Raw genomic sequence first — 25,347 nt, 5'->3', positions numbered from 1 at the left:
GGATCGGGCTTCCAGGATTCGGGCTTCCGGGGACCGGCGTCCGCGGATCAGGGGGCGCTCGGCGTCAGGCGAGCGGCACGGCCAGGCTGTGCAGATACCGCATGAGGGTCATCAGCACGTCGCGGCTCGATGTGCGCAGCCGCGCGTCGCAGTCGATCATCGGTACCTCGTCCGACAGGTCCAGTGCGATCCGCAGGTCCTCGACCGCGTGGTGCGGGGCGTCCGGGAAGGTGTTGACGGCGACGACGAACGGCACCCCGCGTTCCTCCAGTCGGCCGAGGACGTCGAAGCTGACTTCGAGGCGGCGGGTGTCGATGATGACCACCGCGCCGAGGGCCCCCTCGAAGAGGCCGTTCCACAGGAACCAGAAGCGTTCCTGGCCCGGTGTGCCGAACAGGTAGAGGATCAGTTCCTCGCTGACGCTGATCCGGCCGAAGTCCATGGCGACGGTCGTGGCGGTCTTGCTCTCCACACCGACGTTGTCGTCGACACCGACACCGGCCTGGGTCATGGTCTCTTCGGTGGTCAGCGGCCGGATCTCGCTCACCGAGCCGACCATGGTCGTCTTGCCGACCCCGAACCCGCCGACGATCACGACCTTCACCGCGGCGGTGGCCGTGGTGGGGAGGACGTCCTCGCTCCGGGGTCCGGTGATCGTGTCAGAGCTTCTGAAGTCCATGCATCACCGCTTCGAGAAGGGACCGGTCGGGAAGGGCGGCGCGGACGATGGGCGCACGCGATTCGATGAGTTCGGCCGCGAGTAGTTCGGTCAGGAGCGAAGTCACCACGCTGAAGGGAAGACTGAGGTACGCGGAGATCTCGGCGACGGACAGCGGGGCCTGACAGAGTCTCAGGATGGCGGCCTGCTCGGGCATGACCGTCGGTGACGGCTCCGCCTGGGAGACGATCATCGTGACCAGGTCGAGTGAGGCCCGCTCGTCGCCGTCGGGACCGCCGGTGATCACGTACAGCCGTTCCGGATCGCTCAGGTCCGGAACGGCCGTTCGGCGTTCTCGTCGGGGAGAGCTCATCCGGCCTGCCCGTCGTGACGCGGCGGACTCGTCAGATGAGCACCGATCCGGACGACCATGTCGCGCATGCGTGCCCCGACCAGTCCGGCGTCGACGGTCTCGCTCGCCAGGACCGCGAGGTAGGCACCGGCACCGGCCGCCATCAAGTAGAAGAAGCCGCCGGTCACTTCGATGACGACGAGTCGCATCCGGCCGTCGCTGTAGGGGATTTCGGTGGCGACGGCGGCGGCCAGGCTCTGGAGTCCGGCACAGGCCGCGGCGAGCCGGTCGGCGACGTCGGGGTCACCGCCGTGCATGGCGATCCGCAGGCCGTCCGCGGAGAGGACGACAATCTGGTGGATGTTCGGTACGTCGTCGGCCAGTTCCTTGAGCATCCAGTCCATGTTTCCGCGCTGCTGGATCACTTCAAGTCTCCCTTGTTCCTCGGGTCGTCAGAGCCGTCGTCCGTCTTCGGCTCCTGCGGCACGCCGTTGGCGGCCTTGGTGAACGCCTCCAGCCAGAGCCCTGGGGCCGGTTCCTTGCCGTTGCCCCGCGCGGCCTCCTGGCCGCCGTACGGCCCGGCGGGCGCGACGGACTGCGCGGGGAGGTTGTGCGAACCCAGGGGCGCCCGCCCCCGGCTGCGGCGCTGCGGAAGGCCGTTGGCCGTCCACTCGGTCACCACCGGGACGTCGTCCTCCACGGCGGTGAGCGGGGCGGCGGGCCGGGTGACGGAGGGAGGCGCGACCACGGACGCGGGCTCGGTCCGGTCGGCGGCCGGGCGGGGCTTGCGCTTGCTGCGCGGCGGGACGACGTGCACCATGTCCGCCAGGTCGATGTCGCTCTGCGGCCTGGAGGTGGCTCCGATGCCGTGGGCGATGCCGGGCGCCGGGCCGTTGGTGAGGATGGCGCGTGGCACGACGAGTACGGCCCGGACGCCACCGTAGGCGGACTGGCGCAGTGAGACCTGGAGGTCGTACATCCGGGAGAGGCGGCCGACCACGGCCATGCCCAGGCGCGGGGACTCCCCGAGGTCGTTGATGTCGATGCCGGCCTGGGCCTGGGCGAGCATGTGCTCGGCGCGGGCGCGGGCCTCCTCGCTGAGACTGACCCCGCCGTCCTCGATCTCGATGGCGACCCCGGTCTGCACCTCGACCGCGGTGACGTGCACCCGGGTCTGCGGCGGCGAGTAGCGGGTCGCGTTGTCGAGCAGTTCGGCCAGCGCGTGGATGAGCGGTTCGACCGCCGTGCCGACGACGGCCACCTTGGCGATCGAGTGGAGGTCGACGCGCTGGTATTCCAGGATGCGCGACATCGCGCCGCGCAGCACGCTGAACAGCGGTACGGGCTTGGGCCATTGGCGACTGGGCCGGGCACCGCCGAGGACGGCGATGGAGTCGGCGAGCCGGCCGATCAGCGCGGTGCCGTGGTCGATGCGCAGCAGGTCGTCGAAGACCTCGGGGTTGCGCCCGTGATGGTTCTCCATCTCCCGGAGTTCGCTGGCCTGGCGGTGGGCGATGGCCTGGACGCGCCGGGCGACGTTGACGAAGGCGCGCTGAGCGGAGTCACGCATCGCCTCTTCGTTGTCGACGATGTCCAGGACGGTGTAGAGGAGACCGCGTTGGGACTCCGGAAGGTCCTGGTAGAGCTCGTTGGCATCGACGATGTCGCGCATCACCTCGGCGGGCGAGTGCCCCTGGCGGAGGCGGTGGATGGTGAGCGGCAGGAGCTCCTTGCCCAGTCGTACGGTCTCCTCGTCGTACTCGGCGACGCGGCGCTCCAGGAGGGCGCAGCGCTGCTCGTACTCCGCCCGCTGGGCGTGCGTCGCGCGGGTCCGGCGGGCGAGCCCGAGCGCGAACGCCGCGACCACGACGGTGGCGACCGCGCCGCACCAGATGACCGGTGCCCGCGCGTGGCCGACGACCACGGCCGCGGCGGCGGTCGCGGCCGCCATGAGGAGGACGGGCAACAAAACGGCGCGGGCCATGGAAATTCCTCGGCCGGCCGGTGGTGATTCAACGCGAACCATCTAAAACCCTCTGGCGGTTGATTCGGGGATGTACGGCACTTGCCCGACACTTGGGAACAAGCGCTCGAATTCATCTCAACTCGGCTTCACTGCGCGTGAGCTTAACCAGATCGGAACAGTGCTTCGGCACATTCATCCAACCGCCTGCGCGAGCGGCCCCGCGGTAATACACTCACCAGTTTTTGCACACAGCGTTTTCGTTCGCATGCGGTGGGTGACGAGTCATGGGTGCGGCTGCGCCTTCCGCGTCCGGCCCGGCGAAGACGGTCCGTGCCCCGCGCCGAGGTCCGGATCGGAGTGGAACGCGCTCAGTCGTGAAAGGAATCGACCGATTCGGTCATGTCTCGCCCTCTTTGGTTCCGGACCATGGAACAAGCGCACAGGTGATCGAGGTGGCCCGAAAGAGACAGACTCATGACCGAGCAGCGGGTGAACGACGCGGCCATCATTGACGGTTCGCTCGAAGGAACCGGACGGACGGTGCCGGAGCCGACGGCTGCGGCAGAGGCGGGAAGGGCGGGGTACGGCTCCGGGTCAGCGCCGCACCCCTCCGATGCGCCCCTCCAGCTGGACCAGCAACACACTGAGGCGGGCGCTGAGTTCGGCCCGCGCGCCGTCGTCGAGGCCGGAGAGCACGGTGCGTTCGTACGCCAGCTGCTCGGGCAGCAGCCGGTCGACGAGATCACGGCCCTGCTCGGTGAGACGGATCTGGGTGACCCTGCGGTCCCGGGCATCGCCGCGCCGGTCGACCAGGCCGCGCTCCTGGAGGGCACGCAGCCGTTTGGTGACGGCGGCCCCGGAGGAGAAGGTCTCCCGGGCCAGCTCGCCGGGGGTGAGTTCGCGGTCGGTGCGGCGCACCGCGCCGAGCAGGTCGAACTCGGCGCGGGTCAGTCCGGCGGCGCGCAGCGGGGCGTCCTCCGCCTGCTGGAGGAGTGCGGCGCAGCGGTTGATGCGGCCGATGAGTTCCATCGGGCCGGTGTCCAGCCCGGGGCTGACGGCCTGCCACTGCCGTACCACCGAGGCGACGATGTCGTCGGTCACACCGCTCCGTTCTCCGGGGCCGGGGCGGTGGGCCCCGGCCGTCGTGCTGTCGCCGCGAGCGTACGGTGTCCCGCCAGCTCGGCCGCGAGCACCCGCTCCTGCGGCAGGGCGCTCTGCCACCACTCCCCCGCCGCGGTGTCCTCCGCCTCACGCAGTTCGACGAGGGACGCGGTCAGCCTGCGGCGGGCGGTGTCCAGGGCCGCCGGTCCGGGCGCCGGCCGGTCGAGGGCGTCCACGGCGTCGGCGCGGGCCAGGTCGGTGGCGGCGAGGGCCCGCTCGACCCGCCCGGTGGCCCGCCGGTTGGTCACGGCCATCGCGGCGAGCAGTCCGACGAAGGCGCCGACCACGGTGTCCAGGACCCGGTCGGTGATCAGTTCGCGGGCCGGGTGGGCACCGCCGAACTCGATGACGAGCAGGGCCATCGGGGTCACGGCGATGGAGCCGAGCCAGTAGTTGCGGGTGATCAGGGCCTCGGCGGCGAAGGCGAAGAGGAGGCAGCAGCCGATGAGGGCGAGCGGGCCGGTCCGGCTGACCGGGAGGACGGCGGCGAAGACCAGCACACCGAGGACGTTGCCGAGGGTGCGCTGGAGGGCCCGGTTCCGGGTGAGGGTCACATTGGCCTGGTAGAGCGAGGCCGCGGTGACGATCGCCCAGTACGGGCGGCCGACGCCGAGCGCGGCGGAGACGTATCCCGCGAGGGCGCAGCCGATGAGGGTGCGGACGGCGACCGGCAGCAGCGGGGAGCCGGGGACGAGTACGCCCAGCAGGGTGCGGTGGGCGTCCCGGCGGCGGGCGTCCTGCCGCGCCGCGCGTTCGGCGTCGATGCCGAGGAGTCCGTCCTCGGCGCCGGGGGCGGACGGCGGGGAGGGGACGGGGCCACGGCCACGGGTCCGGGCGGCCAGGTCGCGCAGCGGGGCGGGGTCGGCGGCGGGGCGGCGGAAGGGCGCGGGGGATGCGCCGAGGGGGCGGCGGAGGCCGGTCGAAGCGGCGGGGCGGTCGCGGCACTCGGTGGCCGTGACGTCGCCCGCCCCGGCCCCGGGGGACGCGGTTCCGGTGAGCGCCACCTCGGCGAGCACCGCTTCGGCGTACGCGACGAGGCGTTCCAGCCGACGGCGTGCGGGGGTGGGGCGCCCGGTCGCGAGCAGGGTCTGCCAGGCGGCGTGGACGGCGGCGGCAGCGGCGTGCCTGGTCCGGCGGTCGGGGGCCTCCGCACAGGCGGCGGTCGCGTCGAGGGCCCGTGCGGTGGCACGGCGCTCGGGTCCGTCCGGGCGCCGCAGCGCGGGGCCGACGGCGACGAGCCAGGAGACCGCGCCCGCCGCCAGGGTCAGCGCGAGGTGTCCGGGGATCTGGTCCGGCCGCTGAGGGGCGAAGAGGGCGGCCGAGGTGACGAAGGTGAAGATGACATGGCCGGGCGGGCCGATCCGGGTGGCGTCGCAGAGCGTCTTCTGGCCTGCGGCCAGCAGGGCGCCGACGGCGATCAGCACTCCGGTCGACGTGGTGAGCGACGCGGTGACCAGCGCGGTCGCGACACCGGCCAGCATGCCGACCACGACCCACAGGACGGTCCGGGCCCGTCGGGCGTACGGCAGGCTGTGACCGTAGAGCGCGCAGAGGGAACCGGCCATCGTGTACATCACGAGGTCGAGCCGGCCGAGTCCGAACAGCACCAGATCCGGGACGGCCGAAGCGACGACCACGCTCAGGGCCGGTTTGAACCAGGTGTCCGACGGCCGGTTCAGCCGTAGCGGGCCGACGAGCGGCAGTTCACGGACGGAAGGCCACCGGGACGGGACGCGTGGAGCACTCACCCATATAACGTAACAGGTATTACACCTGTAAAAGACCTTCGCCGGACGGCCGTGCCCCACCGCAGCGATGGCCGCTGACCCCGCACGGCCATAGCGTGGACGGACGACAGGGGCACGCACGCTCCCCGCCCACGTTCACGGAGGCAACAGGATGCGATTCTCCAAGCCGGTGCCAGGCGGTCCCTGCTGGGTCGAGCTGAGCACGGTCGACATCCCGGCGGCCAAGACGTTCTACGCGGCCCTCTTCGGCTGGCGGTCCGAGACCGACCCACGCGAGGAGGCGGGTGGATACACCATGGCCCGCGTCGGGAACGCGGCCGTGGCCGCGCTCAGCCCGATCTACCGGCCGGAGCAGCTGCCCGCCTGGACGGTCTCCTTCGCCGTCGAGGACACGGACGCCACGGTCGAGACCGTGAGGGCGGCGGGCGGCGGGCTCCTGGTCGGACCGATGGACGTCTTCGACCAGGGCAGGTTCGCCGTGGTCGCCGACCCGTCGGGGGCGGTGTTCTCGCTCTGGCAGGCACACGCCTTCCATGGCGCCGAACTCCTGAACGCGCCCGGCACCATGGGCTGGGTCGAGCTCGTCACCCACCAGGCGGACCGGGCGCGCACCTTCTACCCCACGGTCTTCGGCTGGACGGACCACACCTCGCAGGGATACGTCCAGTGGTCCAAGGACGGCTCCCACTTCGGCGGCCTGCGGGAGATGGCCGCCGACATGCCGCCCGAGGAGCCCGCGCACTGGCTCCCGTACTTCGTCGTGCCGAACGTCGACTCCACCGCGGCGACCGCGCAGAGCGGCGGCGGTGATGTGCTGCTCCAGCCACTGGACGTGCCGAGCGGCCCGCGCATCGCGGTGATCCGGGACCCGCACGGGGCGGTGTTCGGCATCTACGGGACGGAACCGGACGGCTGATCCGGAAGGGGCACGGACGACTCCGGACCGGCCGACCGGAGGCGGCTCCGGATCAGCCGACGGGGCGGCTCCGGGCGGACGGCCGATCCGGACGCACCGGTACGACCGTCCGGCCCGGCCACCCGCACCGGCCCGCCCCGCGCCTCAGGCTTCGGGCTTCACACGGCTTCGCGGTCAGCCGAGGCCCCGGGAGTCCTGCTTCAGGGCCGTGTCCACCGTCAGGGCCGTCGCCACGACGAGGCTCAGCAGCGGCTCGGGGAGCTGATGGTGGATCTGGAGCACGTAGTTGTCGGCGGTGGTGAAGAGCGTCTTGGCCAGACCTTCCCAGGTCTTGGTGATCCGGGCGATCTCGACGTCGTCGTGGTCGACGATCGCGAAGTTCCAGGCGCGCCAGTTCTCCGCCTTGATGGCGCCGATCTGCCGGCCGTCGGCCATGATCGCGAAGTTGATCTTCCCGATGGCGTTCTGCTGGATGATCTCGCCGACCGGCTGCCCGTCCGGCCGCTGCACGAGGACACGGGACTTGATGAACTTGGCGGGCCGGGTCAGCAGGAGCTGCGGCTGACCGTACGCGTCACGGATCTCCAGCCGGTGCGTCAGGTACTGGTCGATGCTGGAGACGAAGCGGATCACCTTGCGCAGGGCGCTCTGGCCGACCTCGACGACCGAACCGATGGTGTTCCCGTGCTGGTCGAAGACGCTGTACTCGTTCGTCAGCTCGATCAGCTTGGCCTTCTGGTTCACCACCAGGACCTGCTGGGCGAAGAGCGAGCCGGCGGAGCCGCCCTGCTGGTGCTGCTGGGGCGGCACCGGGGCCTGCGCCGGCGCCGCGGGGGCCTGCGCCTGCCCGCCTTCGGCGGGATTGGTGTGCTCGGTCCAGCGGGAGCCGTCCCAGTAGCGCAACAGCTGAGGCGCGCCGTGAGGATCGGGATACCAGCCCGCAGATACGTTCGAGTGCGTTGTCACCGGGGCACACTATCCCGCCCCCATGACAACGGAACCCCCTCGCGCACAGGAACCGGTCCACGCCGCACCTGATGAGCCTCCCGCGAGATCGATCGTACTGACGTACGGCATCGCATAAGGTCGGCGACGACATGAAGAGCAACCTCGCGCCGCTGGGGCCGAAGGCCGACAAGGCCACCGTGCGGCGCAGCAACCTCAGCCTGGTGCTGCGGACGGTCCGCGACGAGGACGAGGCCACCAGGGCCGGGGTGGCCGCGCGGGTGGGTCTGACCCGAGCGGCGGTGTCCTCCCTGGTCGAGCAGTTGCTCGACAGCGGATTCCTCACCGAGTCCGGCAAGACCTTCAGCGGGCAGGCGGGCCGTCCGGGGACGGCGCTCAAGGTGGCGCGTACCGGACCCGCCGGGCTCGGCGTCGAGATCAACGTCGACTACGTGTCGGTGTGCGCGGTGGATCTGGCGGGCACCGACCGGGTGCGGCTGACCGAACGGCTCGACAACCGTGGCGTTCCGCCCGCCGATGTGCTGGCCCGCGCGGCCGGTATCGCGGCCCGCGCCCTGGTGCGTGCCCACGCGGAAGGACTGCGGCCGGTCGGCGCCGCGCTGGCGCTGCCAGGTCTGGTCTCCGGCGGGGCGGTGCGTCAGGCGCCCAATCTCGGCTGGAACCAGGTGCCCGCCGAGGGCCTGTTCGCGGATGCGCTGGCCGCCCTGTCCGCCGACCAGGCACCACTGCCGGTGAGTTCGGAGAACGAGGCCAATCTCGCGGCACTGGCCGAGCTGTGGTTCGGCGGCCTCGGCACGGTCCGCAGCTTTCTGTATCTCACGGGTGAGACAGGTGTCGGCGGCGCCCTGGTCGTCGACGGCGAACTGGTGCGTGGCGCACACGGTTTCGCCGGGGAGATCGGGCATGTGGTGGCGGACGCGCGCGGCCCCCGGTGCCGGTGCGGGTCGCGGGGCTGTCTGGAGCAGTACGCGGGTCAGGCGGCGCTGTTGCGGGCGGCCGGGATCGACGCGGCGGGCGGCGCCGCAATGGCCGAGCTGGAGCGCAGGGCCGGGGCGGGCGAGGCGCGGGCGGTTGCGGCGGTCACGGAGGCCGGACGGATGCTGGGCCGGGTGCTGTCCGGGGCCGTGAATCTGCTCGACCCGGACGCGGTGGTGCTCGGCGGGGCCTACCGGGGGCTGATGCCGTGGCTCGCCCCCGCTGTCGACGAGCAGCTGACCGCGGGCGCGGTGTCCGGGCTCTGGTCCCGGGACAGCGGGCGGTTGCGCTCCTCGTCCGTGGCGGGCGACGCGGCACGGGGCGCGGCGGCCCTGGTGGTACGGGACGTGCTGGCCGATCCGGTGGCGTACGCACCGCCCGTGACGGGCCGTCGCCCGGCGCGGGCGGACGCCTGAGCCACGCCGGTACGAGGAGAAGGGCCGTCGCCGCGGCACGGCCCGGGGATGCCGGACCGGTGAACCGGGCTTCCCTCAGTCGGTTTTGGGATGCGAAGTGATGTTCAATAAGATCCGTCGATGATCATAAGAAGAAGGCTGACGGTCGGGGTGGGCATTCTGCTCGCCACCCTGACCGCCGGACTCGGCACGGCCCTGCCGGCCGCCGCCGACGAACCCCCCGCCAAGGCAAGCCCGAAGGTCGAGCTGGTGCTCGACGTCAGCGGTTCCATGCGGACCCGTGACATCGACGGCCAGTCCCGGATGACCGCGGCGAAGCAGGCGTTCAACGAGGTCCTGGACTCCGTACCGGAAGGGGTGCAGCTCGGCATCCGCACTCTCGGCGCCGACTACCCGGGGGACGACCGGAAGGTCGGCTGCAAGGACACCAGGCAGCTGTACCCGGTCGGTCCGCTCGACCGCGCCGAGGCGAAGACCGCGGTCGCGACGCTGGCCCCTACCGGCTGGACCCCCATCGGTCCCGCCCTGCTGGGAGCCGCCGACGACCTCAAGGGCGGTGACGTCACCCGTCGGATCGTGCTGATCAGCGACGGCGAGGACACCTGCGGACCCCTCGACCCGTGCGAGGTGGCACGCGACATCGCGGCCCGTGGCATCCATCTGGTCATCGACACACTGGGGCTGGTGCCCAACGCGAAGATCCGCGAGCAGCTGACGTGCATCGCCGAGGCCACCGGCGGCACCTACACCGCGGTGCAGCACACCGATGAACTCTCAGGTCGCGTCAAGCAGTTGGTGGACCGGGCCGCCGAGCCCGTGGTCACTCCCGTGGCGACCGAGGGCGCGGACCGCTGCTCCAAGGCCCCGCAGCTCAAGGCCGGCCTGTACACCGATCGGGAGAAGATCGGCGAACACCGCTGGTACCGCGTCGATGTGCGGCCCGGCCAGGAGCTGCGGGCCTCGGTCACCGTGTCGGCGGACCGCGCGGTCGCCAACGACTACGGCGTGCTGCTGAGAGCGGTCACCCGTCACGGCCGGGAGATCGTACGGGGCTCGGAGTCCGGCACCGGCCGCACGGACGCGATCTCGTCCGGGCTGCGCTACCCCAAGCCGGAGCTGGACGACAAGGACGGCGACGACGCGTCGCGGACCGAGCAGGTGTGCCTCCAGGTCAGCAACTCGTTCTCCGCGCCCACCACGGTGAAGACCGCCCCCGGGCTGCCGGTCGAGCTGACCGTCGACCTGGTCGACGGCCCGGACAACGCCGCCGACGTCGCCGCGTTCGGCCTGGGCCGCGGTTGGTGGCTGCTCGGTGTGCTGGTGCTCACCGGACTGGTCGCGGGCCTCCTGACCGGCTGGATCTCGCGCTGGCGCTTCGCCGTCTGGAGGACCAACTGATGCGTACGACACGTCTGTTCGCGAGCGCGGTACTGACCGGTCTCGCACTGCTGACCGCGACGGGTACCGCCGTGGCCGACACCCCGTCACCGAGCCCGAGCACGGGCAGCGGTGACGGGCCCACGGAGGCGGGCACCACCTTCCGTACCGCCACCGCGATCCAGCAGCATCAGCGGGCGACCGCCACGGCGTCGACGGGTGACTACCTGTACTGGGTGTTCCCGGCCGACGCGGGCCAACGCGCCACCGTGAAGGCGAAGATCACCCTCCCGGAGACCGCGGCCCGGCACGGCGCGTCGACCTGGCAGATCGATGTGTACGACGGGCTGCGGCGCCGCCAGGCATGCATGTACGGCAACCAGACCAGGGCGGCGGCGAGCGACGCGGCGTCGGTCGAGCTGTCCTGCGTGCTGCGCACCGTTCGCGCCTGGTCCGAGCCGTGGGCGGACGACCCGCTGCCGGGCAGCTATTACGTACGGCTGACGGTCGTCGATCTGCCGGACGCGGACCTGGGACTCCCGGCGCACGCCGAGATCCAGGTGGACTCCGTCGACAAGGGCGGCGCCCACGACGTGGACGGCACGCTCGCCGAGCCGCTGGTACCCGGCGCGTCCTCCGTCGAGCGGGCCACCGACGGGACCGGCTCCGGCAAGCAGTCGACGACCCGGATCTCGTTGGGCAGCGAACCGGACGACGGCTGGTCCTCGGGCTGGTGGACCGACCGCTGGCTGTGGACCGTGGGCGGGGGTGTGCTCGGCGCCCTCGCGGCCGTCTTCGGCTACTCGCTGACCCGTGGCCGTGGCCGCCCGTCCCGGGTGCCGCCGGGCGTCTGACCGTGGGTCCGGCCCAGGGGTGGTGCGGTGGTCACGCCCGCCGCACCACCCCGGGCCGTTCGCGTGAAGCGGCGGCAACGACCAGTACGCCGACAGGCCGGAACACCCGGCTTGACGGGTCACCGGGTCACCGGGCCGAAGCGCCACCGCCCCCACCCGAACCGACCGACCGACAGACCGACAGGATCGACGGATCAGCGGGCCGACGGGCCAAGGGGTGAGCGGGTCAAGGGATCAAGGGATCAAGGGGTCAAGGGGTCAAGGGGTCAAGGGGTCAACAGGATCGGGAGAGCGTCCATGTCGTTCTGTGTGAGAACCGGCAGGTTCCTGACCTCCTCGGGCGGAACGGCGAGGCGCAGCCCCGGGAAGCGCGAGAAGAGCGCCGGCAGGGCGATCGACGCCTCCAGCCGGGAGAGCGCGGCGCCGGGGCAGATGTGCGGACCGTGGCCGAAGGTCATGTGCCGGATGGGCAGGGGACGGGTGACGTCGAAGTCGTCCGCGTCCGGGCCGTGCTGCCCCGCGTCCCGGCCGATCGCCCGGTAGGAGACCACCAGTCCCTCGCCCTTGGCGATCACCTGGTCGCCCACCTGGATGTCCTCCGTGGCGAACCGCATCAGCAGATGTGTCGTCGGGGTGTCCCAGCGCAGCGTCTCCTCGATCACCGCCTCCCACGGAATCTCGCCGTCGAGGACCTTCCGCAGCTGGTCGGGACGGCCGAGCAGGGCGCGTACGGCGTTGAGGATCAGCCCGATCGTGGTCTCGTGTCCGGCCGCGACCATGGCCTTCAGATTGCCGACGACCTCCTCCTCGGTGAGGGGTTCGCCGCCCTCCTCCGCGAGGATCAGCGCGCTGGTGAGGTCGTCGGTGGGGCTTGCGGTCTTTTCCCGCACCAACTCGACGTAGAATTCGTGTAGTTCATCAAAGACGGCCAGGCGCTCGTCCTGCGGGGTGAGCATGGAGAAGAACGCTTCGTACATCGTCATCAGCCTGGGGTGCTCAGCCTGGTCCACACCCATCAGCCCGCCGACGATGCGCATCGGGAGCGGCTGGGCGAACACCGCTTTAAGGTCCACCGGTTGGCCGTCCGCGCCCTGTTCGGCGAGGTCGTCCAGCAGTTCCCCGGTAAGTCTCTCGATCTCCGGGCGTATCGCCTCCAGCCGACGCGGTGTGATCGCCTGGGCGACCTTGTTCCGTAGCCGCCGGTGCTCCGCGCCGTCCACGGTGAACATGGAGCGGCCCGTGTCGATCATGCCGATCAGTGGCCAGGAGTCGGTGACGGCTCCGCTCTGCCAGAGACCCCAGGCGTTGATGTCCTTCACCAGGCGTGGATCGACCAGGAGTTGACGCGCCTCGGCGTGCCGGGTGACCGTCCATGCCTGGACACCCAGCAGTTCGATCCTGGTCAGCACCCCGGCACCGCACAGTGCCGCCGTCTCACCGTCCAGATCCCGCACCAGAGGATCGATGACCAGGGGGCCGCTCGCGGGCTCGGCGAGCGCTACGCCGGAAGCGGCTTCCCTGGCGGCGGCATGAGGGCAGTTCATGGGTGGTCTCCTGTCGTGCGTACGGGGGTGAACCGGACGGGCAGCGAAGTCATTCCACGCAAGAAGGCGGACCGCCGACGCACCAGCGTCTCGGCGGGGACCGCGAGGTCGAGGTCGGGCAGTCGGTCGAGCAGTACCTCGATACCGGTACGGGCGATGATCTCGGCGATCTCCTGAGCCGGGAAGGGGCACCGGTACTCGCCGTGACTGAACGCCAGGTGGGCGTTGTTGAGGCCCTGACCGGACACCCCGGCGGGCTGCACGTGCTGACGGATGTGCGGGTCGACGTTGGCCGCGCCGAGTCCGAGCAGCAGCATGTCCCCGGCGCGGATCGAGCGGTTGCCGAGGCGGGTGTCGCGGGCGGCCCATCGCCCGGCGAGGATCTGGGTGGGCGCGTCCTCCCACAGGACCTCGTTCATGGCCTCGGGGACACTGTGCCGGCCGCCCGAGAGGGCGACGGCGAACTGGTCGTCGGTGAGCATCAGCCGCATCGAGTTGCCGATCCAGTCGGCGGTGGGCAGGTGGCCGGCCGCCGTGACGGCCATCAGGTCGAGCGCGTACTCCTCGTCGGTGAAGGGTTCCGGGTGGGCCAGCATCCAGGACGCCACGTCGTTCCCCGGGGCGGCCCGCTTGGCCGTCACCAGGTGCTGGAGGTGCTCGACGAGGAGGACATGGGCCTGCTGGGCGCCGGGGCCGCCGTCGGCCAGGTCGTTGAGCATCCGGGCGATACGCGGTCCGTCGACGTCGGAGAAGCCGACGATCCGGGCGAGTGTCAGGACGGGGAGCAGCACGGCGAAGTCGCTCACCAGGTCGGCGGTGCCCCGGTCGCAGAAGGCGTCGATCAGCCGGTCGGCCAACTCCTCGCAGTGGGTGCGAAGTTCGAATGGGTCCACCCGGTCGAGGGCCGGACCCACCATCTCGGAGTGGCGCCGGTGCTCGGCCCCCGCGGTGAAGTAGATGGAGGGCATCGGGCGACCGACCATCGGCAGAAGCGGCCAGTCCTCGGGCACGTGCTCCCACTGGTTCCACAGGGACACGTCCCGTGGAAACAACTGCGCCTCGGTGGTGACCTGGTGAAGCTCCCGGTAGCCGATGACGAGCCAGGCGGGTAAACCACCGGGCAGCTCGACGGGCACCACCGGGCCGTGGTCACGGCGCAGGTCGCGGTAGAACTCCGTGGGGTCGGAGTGCAGTTCGGGATCGCCGAGGGGCACGGCGCCCCTGCCTCCACCTACCGGACACTCCCCCCGGGATGCGGCGGTGGGCACGGCGGAAGGGGGGGTCGTCATCGTGCTGACTCCTGTGTGGGGGCGGCTTCGCGCACATACGGTCGCCTGATCAATGCGGTTCCACTATAGGGACGTTGAGTGACCCGATCGATACCGAACACATTCATTTCCCTTACTTTCGCGATCACAAAACCACTACATCGAAGCGGTTTTGATCACAAAGGGGGCTGAATCCAAGCCGGACCGCCAGGCTGCCGACCAGCCAGGCCCATGCCCCCGGACATCACGTCCGCCCCTCGGCCACCACGACCCCCACCACCGGGCCACGGACGTTACGGCTTGCGCCCCACGCCGCCGTACAGCGGCACCGGCCCCGTCTCGGCGGGCATGTGCCGGAGAGCGAGTTCCGGATGCCAGTCGCTCAGCGACACCACCCCGGGATCGACCAGCTCCAGCCCTTCGAAGAACCGGCTCACCCCGGCGTGCGAGCGCGGAACGAGCGGCACCCCGCTCGACGCGTACGACGCGACCCCCTTGCCCACGTTCTCGGCGTCGAAGTCGTCGGTGAGCTGGGAGAGCGCCAGACAGCTGCCCGACGGAAGCCCCGCCACCAGCCGCGCGACCAGGTCGTACGCACCGTCGTCGTCGCCGACGAAATGCAGCAGCGCGATCAGTGACAGAGCGACGGGCTGTCCGAAGTCGATGACGTGGGAGGCGAGTTCGAGAATCCGCTCCGGCTCGCGCACATCGGCCTCGAAGTACCTCGTCACCCCCTCGGGCGTCCCGTCCAACAGCGCCTCGGAGTGGGCGAGCACGATGGGGTCGTTGTCGACGTACACGACACGTACTCCCGGCGCCGCGCCCTGGGCGATCTGGTGCAGATTGGGCTCGGTCGGAATGCCGGACCCGATGTCGAGGAACTGCCGCACCCCGCCCTCCCCGGAGAGCCGGCGCACGACGCGGTGCATGAACCACCGGTTCTGGCATGCGAACCGCTTGACGTCCGGCGCGATCGCGGCGATCCGGCTGCCCAGTTCCTCGTCGACCAGATAGTTGTCCTTGCCGCCGAGAAACCAGTCGTACACCCGCGCGGGATGGGGCTTGCTGGTGTCGATCCGGTCCACCGGTGAGGCCGGTGGGACGGTGGGCAACTGCTGCTCACTCACGGCAGCCCTCCTGAGCGTGACCTTGATCGGTACTGGCCACAACGTACCTGTAGGTGATCGTCAGTCACGGGGTGTAGAGCTGGTTGGCCGGTAATCACGGCCACCTGTCCGGAACTCCGCCTCCGCCGACCACCCGACGGCTCTCCCGGAAAAGCAAAAAACCCCTGATCAACAGGGGTCTGTGCTGGTGTCCGAGGGGGGACTTGAACCCCCACGCCCGATAAAGGGCACTAGCACCTCAAGCTAGCGCGTCTGCCATTCCGCCACCCGGACCGGGTGTGTCGTTCACGGCGTGTTCCCCGCGGCGACATGGACAACAATACCAGGGGTTCGATGCCGCGTTCACCCGCATATCCCGTGGTCAGCGGGGCGCGGAGGGACTTCGCGCAGTGGCCCGGCGAGCGCCGCGCGAGGGTGTCACACCGTGTCTCGATGAGGGCACCCGCAGCGACGGACCTCCGGCGGGTGTCGCTCCGCCCCGGCGCGCGAACACCTGGCGGGCCGACGGGCGAGGCGCCTCGGCAGGAGGGCGTGCCCCGGGCGTCCGGGTTCACGGGCAGCGGATCACCTGGCCCGCGTACGAGAGGTTGCCGCCGAAGCCGAAGAGGAGCACCGGGGCGCCGGTGGAGATCTCGCCGCGTTCGACGAGCTTGGACAGGGCCATCGGGATCGACGCGGCGGACGTGTTGCCCGAGTCGACCACGTCACGGGCGATGACCGCGTTGACCGCACCGATCTTGCGGGCGATCGGTTCGATGATCCGCAGGTTGGCCTGGTGCAGCACCACCGCGCCGAGCTCCTCGGGCGCTACACCCGCCCGCTCGCAGACCTTGCGGGCGATGGGCGGCAGCTGGGTGGTCGCCCAGCGGTACACCGACTGCCCCTCCTGGGCGAACCGCGGGGGCGTTCCCTCGATGCGTACCGCACGGCCCATCCCGGGCACCGAGCCCCACAGGACCGGGCCGATCCCGGGCAGCTCAGCCGCGTCGCCCTCGTCCGCCACGACGACCGCGGCGCCGGCGCCGTCGCCGAGCAGGACGCAGGTGGACCGGTCGCTCCAGTCGGCGATGTCGGCCATCTTGTCGGCGCCGATCACCAGGACCCGGCTCGCCGCCCCCGCCCGTACGGCGTGGTCGGCGGTGGCCAGCGCGTGCGTGAAGCCGGAGCAGACGACGTTGATGTCCATCAGCGCGGGTGACCCCATGCCGAGCCTGGCCGCGACCCGGGCCGACATGCTCGGGGAGCGGTCGATCGCGGTGGAGGTGGCGACGAGCACCATGTCGATGTCGCCGGGTGACAGCCCGGCCGAGGCGAGTGCCTTGGCCGCCGCGTGCGCGGCGAGTTCGTCCACCGGCTCGTCGGGACCACCCACATGGCGGGTCCTGATGCCGACCCTGCTGACGATCCACTCGTCACTCGTGTCGACGATGGCGGCCAGGTCGGCATTGGTGAGCACCTTGGCGGGCTGGTAGTGGCCGAGTGCCACCACACGTGAGCCGGTCATGTAAGGGTCCCCTCGCTGCGTAAGGCTGGAGTCATCCAGTCTTGGTCGCTACCGTCCGGTACGCGGGTACGTGTTCCGACAGGAATACGGGCGATCGGTTGGAGCCTTGACCACAGCCTCGGCGACCGATCCACATATTGTCGATATTGACCGACCGACGTACCCCTTCGAAGGGCTGGACTGATCCACATGGGCCGAGTCACCGCACGCCGCAGCACCCTCCGTATACGCGACGGCGCGGTCTCCACCCGCCCCGACACGCTCGTCGCGGAGGAACCGCTGGAGATCCGGCTGAACGGCAGGCCACTGGCGATCACCATGCGCACCCCGGGCGACGACTTCGCGCTCGCCGCCGGATTCCTGGTGAGCGAGGGCGTGATCGGCGACGGGTCCCAGGTGCGGTCCATCGTGTACTGCGCCGGGGCGACCGCCGAAGGCGTCAACACGTACAACGTGGTGGACGTGCGGCTGGCGCCCGGCGTCCCGGTCCCGGACATCACCCTTGAGCGCAATGTGTACACCACGTCCTCCTGCGGTCTGTGCGGCAAGGCCAGCCTGGACGCGGTCCGCACCACCACCCGCCATCCGGTGGCCGACACTCCCCCGCTCAGGGTCACGCCCGAGTTGCTGTCCGCGCTGCCCGACCGGCTGCGGAAGGCCCAGCAGGTGTTCGACCGTACCGGTGGCCTGCACGCGGCGGCGCTGTTCTCCGAGTCCGGGGAACTGCTCGACGTGCGGGAGGACGTAGGCCGCCACAACGCGGTGGACAAGCTCGTCGGGCGGGCGCTGACCGACGGCCGGCTGCCGTTGTCCCGGGTGGTCCTGCTGGTGTCGGGCCGCGCCTCGTTCGAGCTGGCGCAGAAGGCGGTGATGGCCGGTATCCCCGTACTCGCGGCGGTGTCGGCGCCCTCGTCCCTCGCGGTCGACCTGGCGGCCGAGACGGGTCTGACCCTGATCGGCTTCCTGCGCGGCCCGTCCATGAACGTGTACGCGGGCGAGCACCGCATCGCCCTGGAACCGGCGGGGACGACGGCCGGCCGGGCCTGACACGGGCGCCCTTCGCGGTCCGCCCGGCCGGGTTCCGCGCACCGGACCGCCGACATCCGCGTTCCGCGCGGCGCCGGCCGGTCATCCGCAGACGACCTCCGGGCCGGCGAGGGCCGTCAGCGTGGCGAGGAACCCGGCCCGGTCGGCGGGCGACCCGGTTCCCACCAGGAGCCGCGTCCGGGCCGGCCGGGACCGTGACCGCGTCCGAGGCGACCGGGCCCCGACGGCCGCGTCCGGGACAGCCCGGGGCCCGGACCCGTCAGCCGACCGTGACGGCCGTGTCCGGGGTGGCCGCGGGCTCGGGCAGCGGGTCCCGCGAGCGCCGCTTCGCGATCACCGCGCACACCATCAGCTGCATCTGGTGGAAGAGCATCAGCGGCAGCACGGCAAGGCCGGCCTGGGCGCCGAACAGCACGCTCGCCATCGGCAGCCCCGCGGCGAGGCTCTTCTTCGAGCCGGCGAACTGCACGGCGATCCGGTCCTCCCGGTCGAAGCCCAGCCGCTTCGCGCCGTACCAGGTGAGCGAGAGCATCAGCGCGAGCAGGACCGCCTCGGCCGCCAGCAGCCCTCCGAGCCTGGCCGGGGTCACCTGGTGCCAGACGCCCGCCACCATGCCCTCGCTGAACGCCGTGTACACGACCAGCAGGATGGACCCGCGGTCGACCAGGCCGAGGATCTTCCTGTGCCGGCCGACGAAACCGCCGATCCACCGGCGCAGCAGCTGCCCGGCGAGGAACGGCACCAGCAGCCGCACCACGATCCGCAGCAGCGAGTCGGCCGACAGGCCGCCGCCGCTGTCGCCGAGCAGCAGGGCGGCGAGCAGCGGGGTGAGGACGATTCCGGCGAGGCTGGAGAACGAGCCCGCGCAGATCGCGGCGGGCACGTTGCCCCGGGCGATCGAGGTGAAGGCGATCGAGGACTGGACGGTCGAGGGGACCAGGCAGAGGAAGAGGAAGCCGGTGTGGAGCTGCGGGGTCAGCACATGGGGCACCAGTCCCCTGGCCGCCAGACCCAGCAGTGGGAACACCAGGAAGGTGCCCGCCAGGACGGTCAGATGCAGCCGCCAGTGCTTCAGACCGTCCAGTGCCTCTCCGGTCGAGAGGCGGGCCCCGTAGAGGAAGAAGAGGAGGGCGACCGCTCCGGTGGACGCACCGCCGACCGCTTCGGCGGCGGAACCCGAGGCCGGCAGCAGCGCGGCGAGCACCACCGTGCCGATCAACGCCAGGACGTACGGATCGATCGGCAGCCAGGACGGCGGGCGGGGGGTGCGGCGGCTCATGTGCTCCACATGCTCTCTCGGTCGGTCGGACCCGCCCCATCCTGCGCCGGAACGTCCCGATCGGGAATCCGGCATAGCGCTCTGACTGTGATCACGGTCCGCGATAACCTGGCGGCGTGTACGACCCCACGCAGTTGCGGACGTTCCTGGCGGTCGCCCAGACCCTGAACTTCACCCAGGCGGCCCGGCGGCTCGGTGTCCGGCAGTCCACGGTGAGCCAGCATGTGCGCCGGCTGGAGGACGCGACCGGGCGGCCCCTGTTCGCGCGGGACACCCACCGGGTGGACCTCACCGAGGACGGCGAGGCGATGCTGGGCTTCGCCCGGACGATCCTCCGGGCCCAGGAGCGCGCGACGGCGTACTTCACCGGGACCCGGCTGCGCGGGCGGCTCCGGTTCGGCGCGTCCGAGGACTTCGTGCTCACCCGGCTCCCGGAGATCCTGGAGTCGTTCCGCCACGACCATCCCGAGGTCGAGCTGGTGCTGACGGTGGAGCTGTCCGGGACGCTGCATCAGCGGCTGGCGGCCGGCGGGCTCGATCTGGTCCTCGCCAAGCGGCGGTCCGGGGACACGCACGGCGAGCTGGTCCGGCGGGACACCCTGACCTGGATCGGCGCGCCCCGGCTGCGGATCGATCCCGAGCGCCCGGTGCCACTGATCGTGTACCCGCCGCCGGGCATCACCCGGGCCCGCGCGATGGAAGTCCTGGAGGAGCACGGCAGGGCGTGGCGGGTGGCCTGTACGAGCGGCAGCCTCAGCGGGCTGATCGCGGCGGCCCGCGCGGGACTGGGGGTGATGGCGCACACCCGGGGGCTGATCCCGCCGGGCCTGGTGCCGGTGCCGGGCCGGGCGGGCCTGCCCGAGCTGGGCGATGTCGACTTCGTCCTGCTGCACGGCCGACGCCGGGACGGTGCGCAGGAGGCGGCGGACGCGCTGGCCGCGGCGATCCTGGCGGGCGGCGACCGGCTGAACCGGGGAGGCGACGGCCCGGACCGCGCGTGACGGTGTCGGGGAAGGACGGCGGACCCGGGCGGGGGCGCCACGTCCGGGGCCGGGGGGCCGCCCGGGAATGTGTGGGGGGCGTTGATCGTTGACGGTGGGAGAACCGAACCGACGACGTAAGGATCGACCGCTCGTGAGCAAGGTCCCCTCCATCACCCTGAACAACGGCGTCGAGATGCCGCAGCTCGGTTTCGGCGTCTGGCAGGTGCCGGACGACGAGGCCGCCAAGGCGGTCGCGACGGCCATCGAGTCCGGGTACCGGAGCATCGACACCGCCGCCATCTACGGAAACGAAGAGGGCACGGGCAAGGCCGTCGCGGCCTCCGGTGTCGCTCGTGAGGAGCTTTTCGTCACCACGAAGGTGTGGAACAGCGATCAGGGCCACGACTCGACCCTGCGGGCGTTCGACACCTCCCTGGCCAAGCTGGGGCTCGACTACGTCGATCTCTATCTGATCCACTGGCCGGCGCCCGCGAAGGACGCGTACGTGGAAACGTACAAGGCGCTGGAGAAGCTGTACGCGGACGGCCGCGCCAAGTCCATCGGAGTCTCCAACTTCCTTCCCGAGCACCTGAACCGGCTGCTCGGTGAGACCTCCGTGGTCCCCGTGATCAACCAGATCGAGCTCCACCCGCAGCTCCAGCAGGGCGAGTCCCGCGCCCTGCACGCCGAGCACGGCATCGCGACCGAGGCGTGGTCGCCGCTCGGCTCCGGCAAGGGTCTCCTGGAGGTCCCGACGGTCGTCGCGGTCGCCAGGAAGCACGGCCGCACCCCCGCCCAGGTGGTGCTGCGCTGGCACCTCCAGCTCGGCAACGTCGTGATTCCGAAGTCCGTGACGCCGTCGCGGATCGCGGAGAACATCGACGTGTTCGACTTCGAGCTGGACGCCGACGACCTGGCCGCGTTCGCCGCCCTGGACGAGGGCAAGCGCACCGGCGCGGACCCGGCGACGGCGAACTTCGGCGTCTGAGCGCATCCGTACGGCCGTGACCGGCCGACCTGTTCGGCCGGCCCTCACGGCCGGACCTCCACCGCCGCCCGGCTCCCCCACCGGGCGGCGGTGGCATGCGCGCCCGGTGCGCGGGCGGGCATCACCCCCCGATGACGATGACGCCCGGGACCCGAGGAAGGAACTCCGGCGGTCCGACGGAGGGCCCTTGGCACGCTCCCCTCCGGCGTCCCTATACCGCTCCCCGGTGGTGCGGTCCAGTACGCGTATCGGTGTACGTCGCGTCCACAGGCCCGTGGAACGAAAGCGTGCAGGCATATTGCCGGTAGCGCTCCCGACCCATAACGTGCCGTTATGGAGCTGGAGTTACGCCATCTACGGACCGTACGTGCCATCGCGGAAACGGGCAGCCTCACCAAGGCGGCTGCCGCGCTGGGCCTCGCCCAGCCCGCTCTCAGCGCTCAGTTGCGGCGGATCGAGAAGGCGCTGGGCGGTCCGCTCTTCGACCGTGACCACACCGGGGCGCGGCCGACCCTCCTCGGGGAGCTGGTGCTCGAACGGGCCAGGGTGGTGCTGCCCGCGGTGAGCGAACTGCAGGAGGAGGCCGTGCGGTTCGCCAACGCGTGGGCGAACATGGAGCGGTTCCGCCTCGGTGGGACGCACGGACCGCTGCTCGGCGGGCTCGTGGACCGGCTGGCCGACGCGCATCCGACGGCGCCCGTATCGACGTACACCTCCTGGTCGGTGGCGGAGATCGCCTCGCTGCTGGTCGACGGACGGCTCGACTTCGCGCTGATCGGTACGTGCGGGGAGAGTCCGCCCCCGGCGGCGGACCGGCTGACCTGGCAGGTCGTCGGCGTGGACCCGGTGTTCGTGATGCTGCCCGAGAGCCATCCGCTGGCCGCGCAGCCGGAGTTGGAGCTGTCCTCGCTGGCGGACGAGTGCTGGGCGGACGTGCCCGGTGAGGGCTGTTTCGCGGACTGTTTCGTCGCGGCGTGCGCGCGGGCCGGCTTCAGCCCGGTGTCGGTGTACGAGACGGACACGGCGTCCATGGTCCATCTGGTGCAGGTGGGCCGGGCGGTCGGGCTGTGCCGGGCGACGTTCCCGCCGACGCCCGGCCTGGTGACCCGCCCCCTCGTGGAGTCGCCGCTCAGCTGGCGGCACCTGCTGGGGTGGCATCCGCGCTCACCGGTCGCGGACGCGGCGGCCACCGCGGTGTGCGGGCACACCCGCGCCGCGTACGCGGAGGCGGTGGAGCGCAGTGAGAGTTACACGCGCTGGCTCGCCGCGCATCCTGTCGAGGCGTCGTCCTGACCGGTCGCCCGGGGAGTCATCGCGCGCACCCCGGCGCGATCTCCGGGACCCGCGCGGCGAGTGTCAGGTCCCGTTCGGTGACGGCACCACCCGCGTCGTGGGTGTGGACGGACAGAGCGGCGGTGTCGTAACGGAGCGTCGAGTCGCAGTGGTGGCCCAGCTCGTCCTGAATCCGGGCGATGTGCAGGGTGAACGCGGCTGCGCGAGGTGCGAGGGGAGGCGGTGGGCGCGGGCGCTCCGGCCACCCTCCCGCTTCGAGTCGGGCAGTTCACCCAGCTGTCCGTCGGCCTCGTCCGGGGAGAGGGGTTCGGCGGGCATGGGGCGGCTCCTTCCGGGGGGCGGTGCGCGACGCCCGTGAGATCACGGTCCTGCCGTGGCAGCCGTGGCAGCCGTCGCGCCCGACACGGGGCGGGGCCGGTGCGGTGCGGCCCCGGCCCGTAAACCCCGGCACTCGTCCTGGACCGGACGGCAGGTACCCGGTGTCCGCCCTCGCGTCACCGGCTCCGTGACGCGAGGGCGGACGGGTGACCGGGGCCCGGCGCGGGTCCGGACCGATCCGGACGAAAGGCCCTAGACGCGGGCCCCGTTGTCCAGCGGGTCGCGGCGCTTGGTGCCGGTGCGGCGTCCCGCTGCCCGGTCGCGGCCCGGGGGCGGCGTCCGGCCGGTCCTCTCCAGGGCGAGCGCTCCGGGCACGGCGGTCATGACCGAGGAGTACGTACCCACGCAGATGCCGATCAGCAGCGCGAGTGCGAAGTCCTCCAGAGAGTCGCCGCCCAGCACGGCGAGGGCCACCAGGATGAAGAGGGCGCCCATGCCGGTGTTGACGGTTCTGGGCACCGTCTGGATCACCGCGCGGTTGGCCACCGTCGTGAGGGAGGCGCGTGGGTTCTTCGCCCACAGTTCCCTGACCCGGTCGAAGACCACCACCGAGTCGTTGACGGAGTAGCCGATGACGGTGAGCAGGGACGCGAGGAAGATCCCGTCGACGGTCCGGCCGAGCCAGGCGAACGCGCCGACGAGGATGATCACGTCGTGCACGAGGGCTCCGACGGAGGCCACGGCGAAGGTCCAGCGGAACCGGATGGCGAGATAGGCCAGTTGGAAGACGACGGCGACGGCCAGGGCGATCAGGGCGTTGCGCCGGAGTTCGTCGCCGAGGCTGGGGCCGATGAGCTCGTCCCGGATCTTGGTGGTCTCGCCGCCCTCGGCCGCGAGCGCGGCGCGCAGGGTGTGTTCCGCTTCGTTGTCGAGCTTTCCGGTGCGTACGGAGAGGTCGCCCGCGCCCGCCGTGGTGACCTCCGCGTCACCGAAGCCCGCGCCCGACAGGGCGGAGCGGGCGGTCTCGACGTCGACGGGCCTGCTGGTGGAGTACTCGACGAGCCGGCCGCCGGTGAATTCGACGCCGAAGTTGACCCCGCGCACCACGATGCCGAGCACCGCGACGACGATCAGTGCCGCCGAGATCAGCAGCCAGCGGTTCGGTCTGCGGAACAGCTGTGGGTCGCGCCGGGCCAGCCAGGTGCGTACCCGGCCGGGGCGGGCGATTCCGTTGACGCCCGAGCGGGTGGTGACGAACCGGGAGCTCGACGCGATCTCGGTGAGGGCTCGGGCGATGACGAGTGCGGAGAACATCGAGGCGATGACACCGATGGCGAGCGTGACCCCGAAGCCCTTCACCGATCCCGAGCCGAGGAAGAAGAGCAGCCCCGCGGCGATCAGTGTGGTGACGTTGGAGTCGGCGACGGCGCTCCAGGCGTTACGGAATCCGGCGGTCATCGCGGAGCGCAGGGTGCGGTTGGGATGTGCCGCGTACTCCTCCCTGGCCCGTTCGAAGACCAGCACGTTGGCGTCGACGGCCATGCCGATGGCGAGGACGAACCCGGCGAGGCCCGGCAGGGTGAGGGTGACGCCGAGGGCGACGAGTGCCGCGTACGAGATCACGCCGTAGGCGGCGAGGGCGACGGCGGCGAGGGCGCCGAAGAAGCGGTAGATGAGGATGATGAAGAGCGCGGTGGCGGCGGCGCCGATGAGGGCGGCCTGGGCGCTGGCGTCGATGGCGGCCGCGCCGAGTGTCGGGCCGACGGTCCGCTGTTCGACGATCTCGACGGGCAGCGGCAGCGCTCCGCCCTTGATGAGGAGGGCGAGGTCGCGGGCCTCGTTGGCACTGAACGAGCCGGTGATCTGCGTGGAGCCGGACGGCAGGCCGACCTTGCAGCCGATCGACTGATCGACCTGCGGCGAGGAGATGATCTTGTCGTCGAGGACGATCGCGACCCGGCGCCGGTCGTCCTGGACCGGGTTGCAGGCGGCTTCGCCGGTGAGCTTCGTCCATTCCCGGCCCGCGCTCTTGTGGAAGTCGAGGGAGACGGTCCAGCCGGCGCCCTGCTGGGCGTCGAAGTTGGCGGTGGCGTCCTTGACGCCCGCGCCGGACAGCTTCACCGGGCCGAGGGCGAGCCGACGGCCCTGTTCGTCGGGCAGGGTACGGCCGGCGCCGGCCTCGCCGGTGGCCGGCTTGTCGGCTTCGGGCGGTTCCGCGCCGGGGCCCTGTACCGCGTGGAAACTGAGCTGGGCGGTCTTGCCGATGACCTCGGCGGCCTTGCGCGGGTCCTGCACGTCGGGCAGTTCGACGATGATCCGGTCCTCGCCGGAGCGGGTCAGGGTCGGTTCGGCGACTCCGAGGGAGTCGATGCGCTGACGCAGCACCTCCAGGGTGCGGTCGGTGCTGTCCCGGTCGGCCTTGGCCGTGTCCGAGTCCTTGGCCTGGAGCACCATCCTGGTGCCGCCCTGAAGGTCGAGGCCGAGTCTGGGTGACATGGTCAGCGTGATGAGCACGGAGACGAGCAGTACGGCGGCAGCCAGAACCGCTCGCACCGTGGTGGCGCGAGTCATGCGGGTTCCTCCGGGAGGCGCCGGCCGCCGTCGGCC

General features: G+C 71.4%; 21 protein-coding genes, 1 tRNA gene and 1 pseudogene. 8 read left to right on the top strand and 15 right to left on the bottom strand.

The annotated features are described in order from the left end of the window. Positions 1-64: 64 nt before the first annotated feature. From PZB75_RS27550 to PZB75_RS27525, 6 genes are all read right to left on the bottom strand, one after another. On the bottom strand, positions 65-679 hold the full coding sequence (locus tag PZB75_RS27550; RefSeq protein ID WP_275537991.1) for an ATP/GTP-binding protein: 615 nt from the start codon (positions 677-679) through the stop codon (positions 65-67). Beyond that, positions 660-1,031 carry a DUF742 domain-containing protein gene (locus tag PZB75_RS27545; protein WP_275537990.1) on the bottom strand — a complete coding sequence of 124 codons (372 nt, stop codon included), beginning with the start codon at positions 1,029-1,031 and terminating at the stop codon, positions 660-662. The genes PZB75_RS27550 and PZB75_RS27545 overlap by 20 nt, the downstream gene beginning before the upstream one ends. Then, positions 1,028-1,435: a roadblock/LC7 domain-containing protein gene (locus PZB75_RS27540; RefSeq protein ID WP_275537989.1), complete on the bottom strand. Its 408-nt coding sequence runs from the start codon at positions 1,433-1,435 to the stop codon at positions 1,028-1,030. The genes PZB75_RS27545 and PZB75_RS27540 overlap by 4 nt, the downstream gene beginning before the upstream one ends. Beyond that, positions 1,432-3,036, bottom strand: a complete 1,605-nt coding sequence (locus PZB75_RS27535) for an ATP-binding protein (protein WP_275537988.1) — start codon at positions 3,034-3,036, stop codon at positions 1,432-1,434. Before PZB75_RS27535 ends, PZB75_RS27540 begins: the two co-directional genes overlap by 4 nt. Positions 3,037-3,570: 534 nt before the next feature. Further along, positions 3,571-4,077: a MarR family transcriptional regulator gene (locus tag PZB75_RS27530; RefSeq protein ID WP_275537987.1), complete on the bottom strand. Its 507-nt coding sequence runs from the start codon at positions 4,075-4,077 to the stop codon at positions 3,571-3,573. Then, on the bottom strand, positions 4,074-5,885 hold the full coding sequence (locus tag PZB75_RS27525; protein WP_275537986.1) for an FUSC family protein: 1,812 nt from the start codon (positions 5,883-5,885) through the stop codon (positions 4,074-4,076). Before PZB75_RS27525 ends, PZB75_RS27530 begins: the two co-directional genes overlap by 4 nt. 151 nt (positions 5,886-6,036) lie before the next feature. Here PZB75_RS27525 and PZB75_RS27520 point away from each other — a divergent pair, with 151 nt between their 5' ends. Beyond that, positions 6,037-6,801 carry a VOC family protein gene (locus tag PZB75_RS27520; RefSeq protein ID WP_275537985.1) on the top strand — a complete coding sequence of 255 codons (765 nt, stop codon included), beginning with the start codon at positions 6,037-6,039 and terminating at the stop codon, positions 6,799-6,801. Between the two features lie 174 nt (positions 6,802-6,975). Here the strand turns inward: PZB75_RS27520 and PZB75_RS27515 are convergent, their stop codons facing one another. Further along, positions 6,976-7,767, bottom strand: coding sequence for a phospholipid scramblase-related protein (locus PZB75_RS27515; protein ID WP_275537984.1), 792 nt, complete (start codon positions 7,765-7,767; stop codon positions 6,976-6,978). 131 nt (positions 7,768-7,898) lie between these two features. Here PZB75_RS27515 and PZB75_RS27510 point away from each other — a divergent pair, with 131 nt between their 5' ends. From PZB75_RS27510 to PZB75_RS27500, 3 genes are all read left to right on the top strand, one after another. Further along, positions 7,899-9,158, top strand: a complete 1,260-nt coding sequence (locus tag PZB75_RS27510; protein WP_275537983.1) for an ROK family protein — start codon at positions 7,899-7,901, stop codon at positions 9,156-9,158. Positions 9,159-9,278: 120 nt separating this feature from the next. Further along, positions 9,279-10,556: a VWA domain-containing protein gene (locus PZB75_RS27505; protein ID WP_275537982.1), complete on the top strand. Its 1,278-nt coding sequence runs from the start codon at positions 9,279-9,281 to the stop codon at positions 10,554-10,556. Next, the gene (locus PZB75_RS27500) at positions 10,556-11,389 is read left to right on the top strand and encodes a hypothetical protein (protein ID WP_275537981.1); all 834 of its coding nucleotides are present in this window, start codon (positions 10,556-10,558) and stop codon (positions 11,387-11,389) included. Before PZB75_RS27505 ends, PZB75_RS27500 begins: the two co-directional genes overlap by 1 nt. Before the next feature lie 266 nt (positions 11,390-11,655). Here PZB75_RS27500 and PZB75_RS27495 read toward each other — a convergent pair whose 3' ends face one another. From PZB75_RS27495 to PZB75_RS27475, 5 genes are all read right to left on the bottom strand, one after another. Then, the gene (locus PZB75_RS27495; protein ID WP_275537980.1) at positions 11,656-12,933 is read right to left on the bottom strand and encodes a cytochrome P450; all 1,278 of its coding nucleotides are present in this window, start codon (positions 12,931-12,933) and stop codon (positions 11,656-11,658) included. Beyond that, entirely contained in the window at positions 12,930-14,222 is a 1,293-nt protein-coding gene (locus PZB75_RS27490) for a cytochrome P450 (RefSeq protein ID WP_275537979.1), read from the bottom strand. The genes PZB75_RS27495 and PZB75_RS27490 overlap by 4 nt, the downstream gene beginning before the upstream one ends. A 272-nt stretch (positions 14,223-14,494) precedes the next feature. Beyond that, on the bottom strand, positions 14,495-15,328 hold the full coding sequence (locus tag PZB75_RS27485) for an SAM-dependent methyltransferase (RefSeq protein ID WP_275537978.1): 834 nt from the start codon (positions 15,326-15,328) through the stop codon (positions 14,495-14,497). A 185-nt stretch (positions 15,329-15,513) separates the two neighbouring features. After that, positions 15,514-15,601 (bottom strand) — tRNA-Leu (locus PZB75_RS27480). Between the two features lie 277 nt (positions 15,602-15,878). Beyond that, complete coding sequence (locus tag PZB75_RS27475) at positions 15,879-16,832, bottom strand: beta-ketoacyl-ACP synthase III (RefSeq protein ID WP_275537977.1); 954 nt, start codon at positions 16,830-16,832, stop codon at positions 15,879-15,881. Between the two features lie 189 nt (positions 16,833-17,021). Here PZB75_RS27475 and fdhD point away from each other — a divergent pair, with 189 nt between their 5' ends. After that, positions 17,022-17,879: a formate dehydrogenase accessory sulfurtransferase FdhD gene (gene fdhD / locus PZB75_RS27470; protein ID WP_275537976.1), complete on the top strand. Its 858-nt coding sequence runs from the start codon at positions 17,022-17,024 to the stop codon at positions 17,877-17,879. A 259-nt stretch (positions 17,880-18,138) separates the two neighbouring features. Here fdhD and PZB75_RS27465 read toward each other — a convergent pair whose 3' ends face one another. Continuing rightward, positions 18,139-19,158, bottom strand: a complete 1,020-nt coding sequence (locus tag PZB75_RS27465; protein ID WP_275537975.1) for a bile acid:sodium symporter family protein — start codon at positions 19,156-19,158, stop codon at positions 18,139-18,141. A gap of 116 nt (positions 19,159-19,274) precedes the next feature. Here PZB75_RS27465 and PZB75_RS27460 point away from each other — a divergent pair, with 116 nt between their 5' ends. The 3 genes from PZB75_RS27460 to PZB75_RS27450 all read left to right on the top strand — a co-directional run bounded on the left by PZB75_RS27460 (position 19,275) and on the right by PZB75_RS27450 (position 22,422). Then, the gene (locus PZB75_RS27460; RefSeq protein ID WP_275537974.1) at positions 19,275-20,159 is read left to right on the top strand and encodes a LysR substrate-binding domain-containing protein; all 885 of its coding nucleotides are present in this window, start codon (positions 19,275-19,277) and stop codon (positions 20,157-20,159) included. A 133-nt stretch (positions 20,160-20,292) separates the two neighbouring features. Then, positions 20,293-21,129 (top strand): aldo/keto reductase, encoded by an 837-nt coding sequence (locus tag PZB75_RS27455; protein ID WP_275537973.1) that lies wholly within the window; start codon positions 20,293-20,295, stop codon positions 21,127-21,129. A 333-nt stretch (positions 21,130-21,462) separates the two neighbouring features. Further along, the gene (locus tag PZB75_RS27450) at positions 21,463-22,422 is read left to right on the top strand and encodes a LysR family transcriptional regulator (RefSeq protein WP_275537972.1); all 960 of its coding nucleotides are present in this window, start codon (positions 21,463-21,465) and stop codon (positions 22,420-22,422) included. 16 nt (positions 22,423-22,438) lie between these two features. Here PZB75_RS27450 and PZB75_RS27445 read toward each other — a convergent pair. Together PZB75_RS27445 and secD are read right to left on the bottom strand one after the other, a co-directional pair. After that, positions 22,439-22,740, bottom strand: a pseudogene (locus PZB75_RS27445) (4a-hydroxytetrahydrobiopterin dehydratase). 252 nt (positions 22,741-22,992) lie between these two features. Continuing rightward, a complete protein-coding gene (gene secD, locus PZB75_RS27440) occupies positions 22,993-25,311 on the bottom strand; it encodes a protein translocase subunit SecD (protein ID WP_275537971.1) in 2,319 nt (772 codons plus the stop codon). Between the last annotated feature and the right edge of the window lie 36 nt (positions 25,312-25,347).

Origin of the sequence: Streptomyces sp. AM 4-1-1, from assembly GCF_029167625.1 — a bacterium.
Taxonomy (GTDB): Bacteria; Actinomycetota; Actinomycetes; order Streptomycetales; family Streptomycetaceae; genus Streptomyces.
This window is presented reverse-complemented; position numbering and strand designations above follow the sequence as displayed.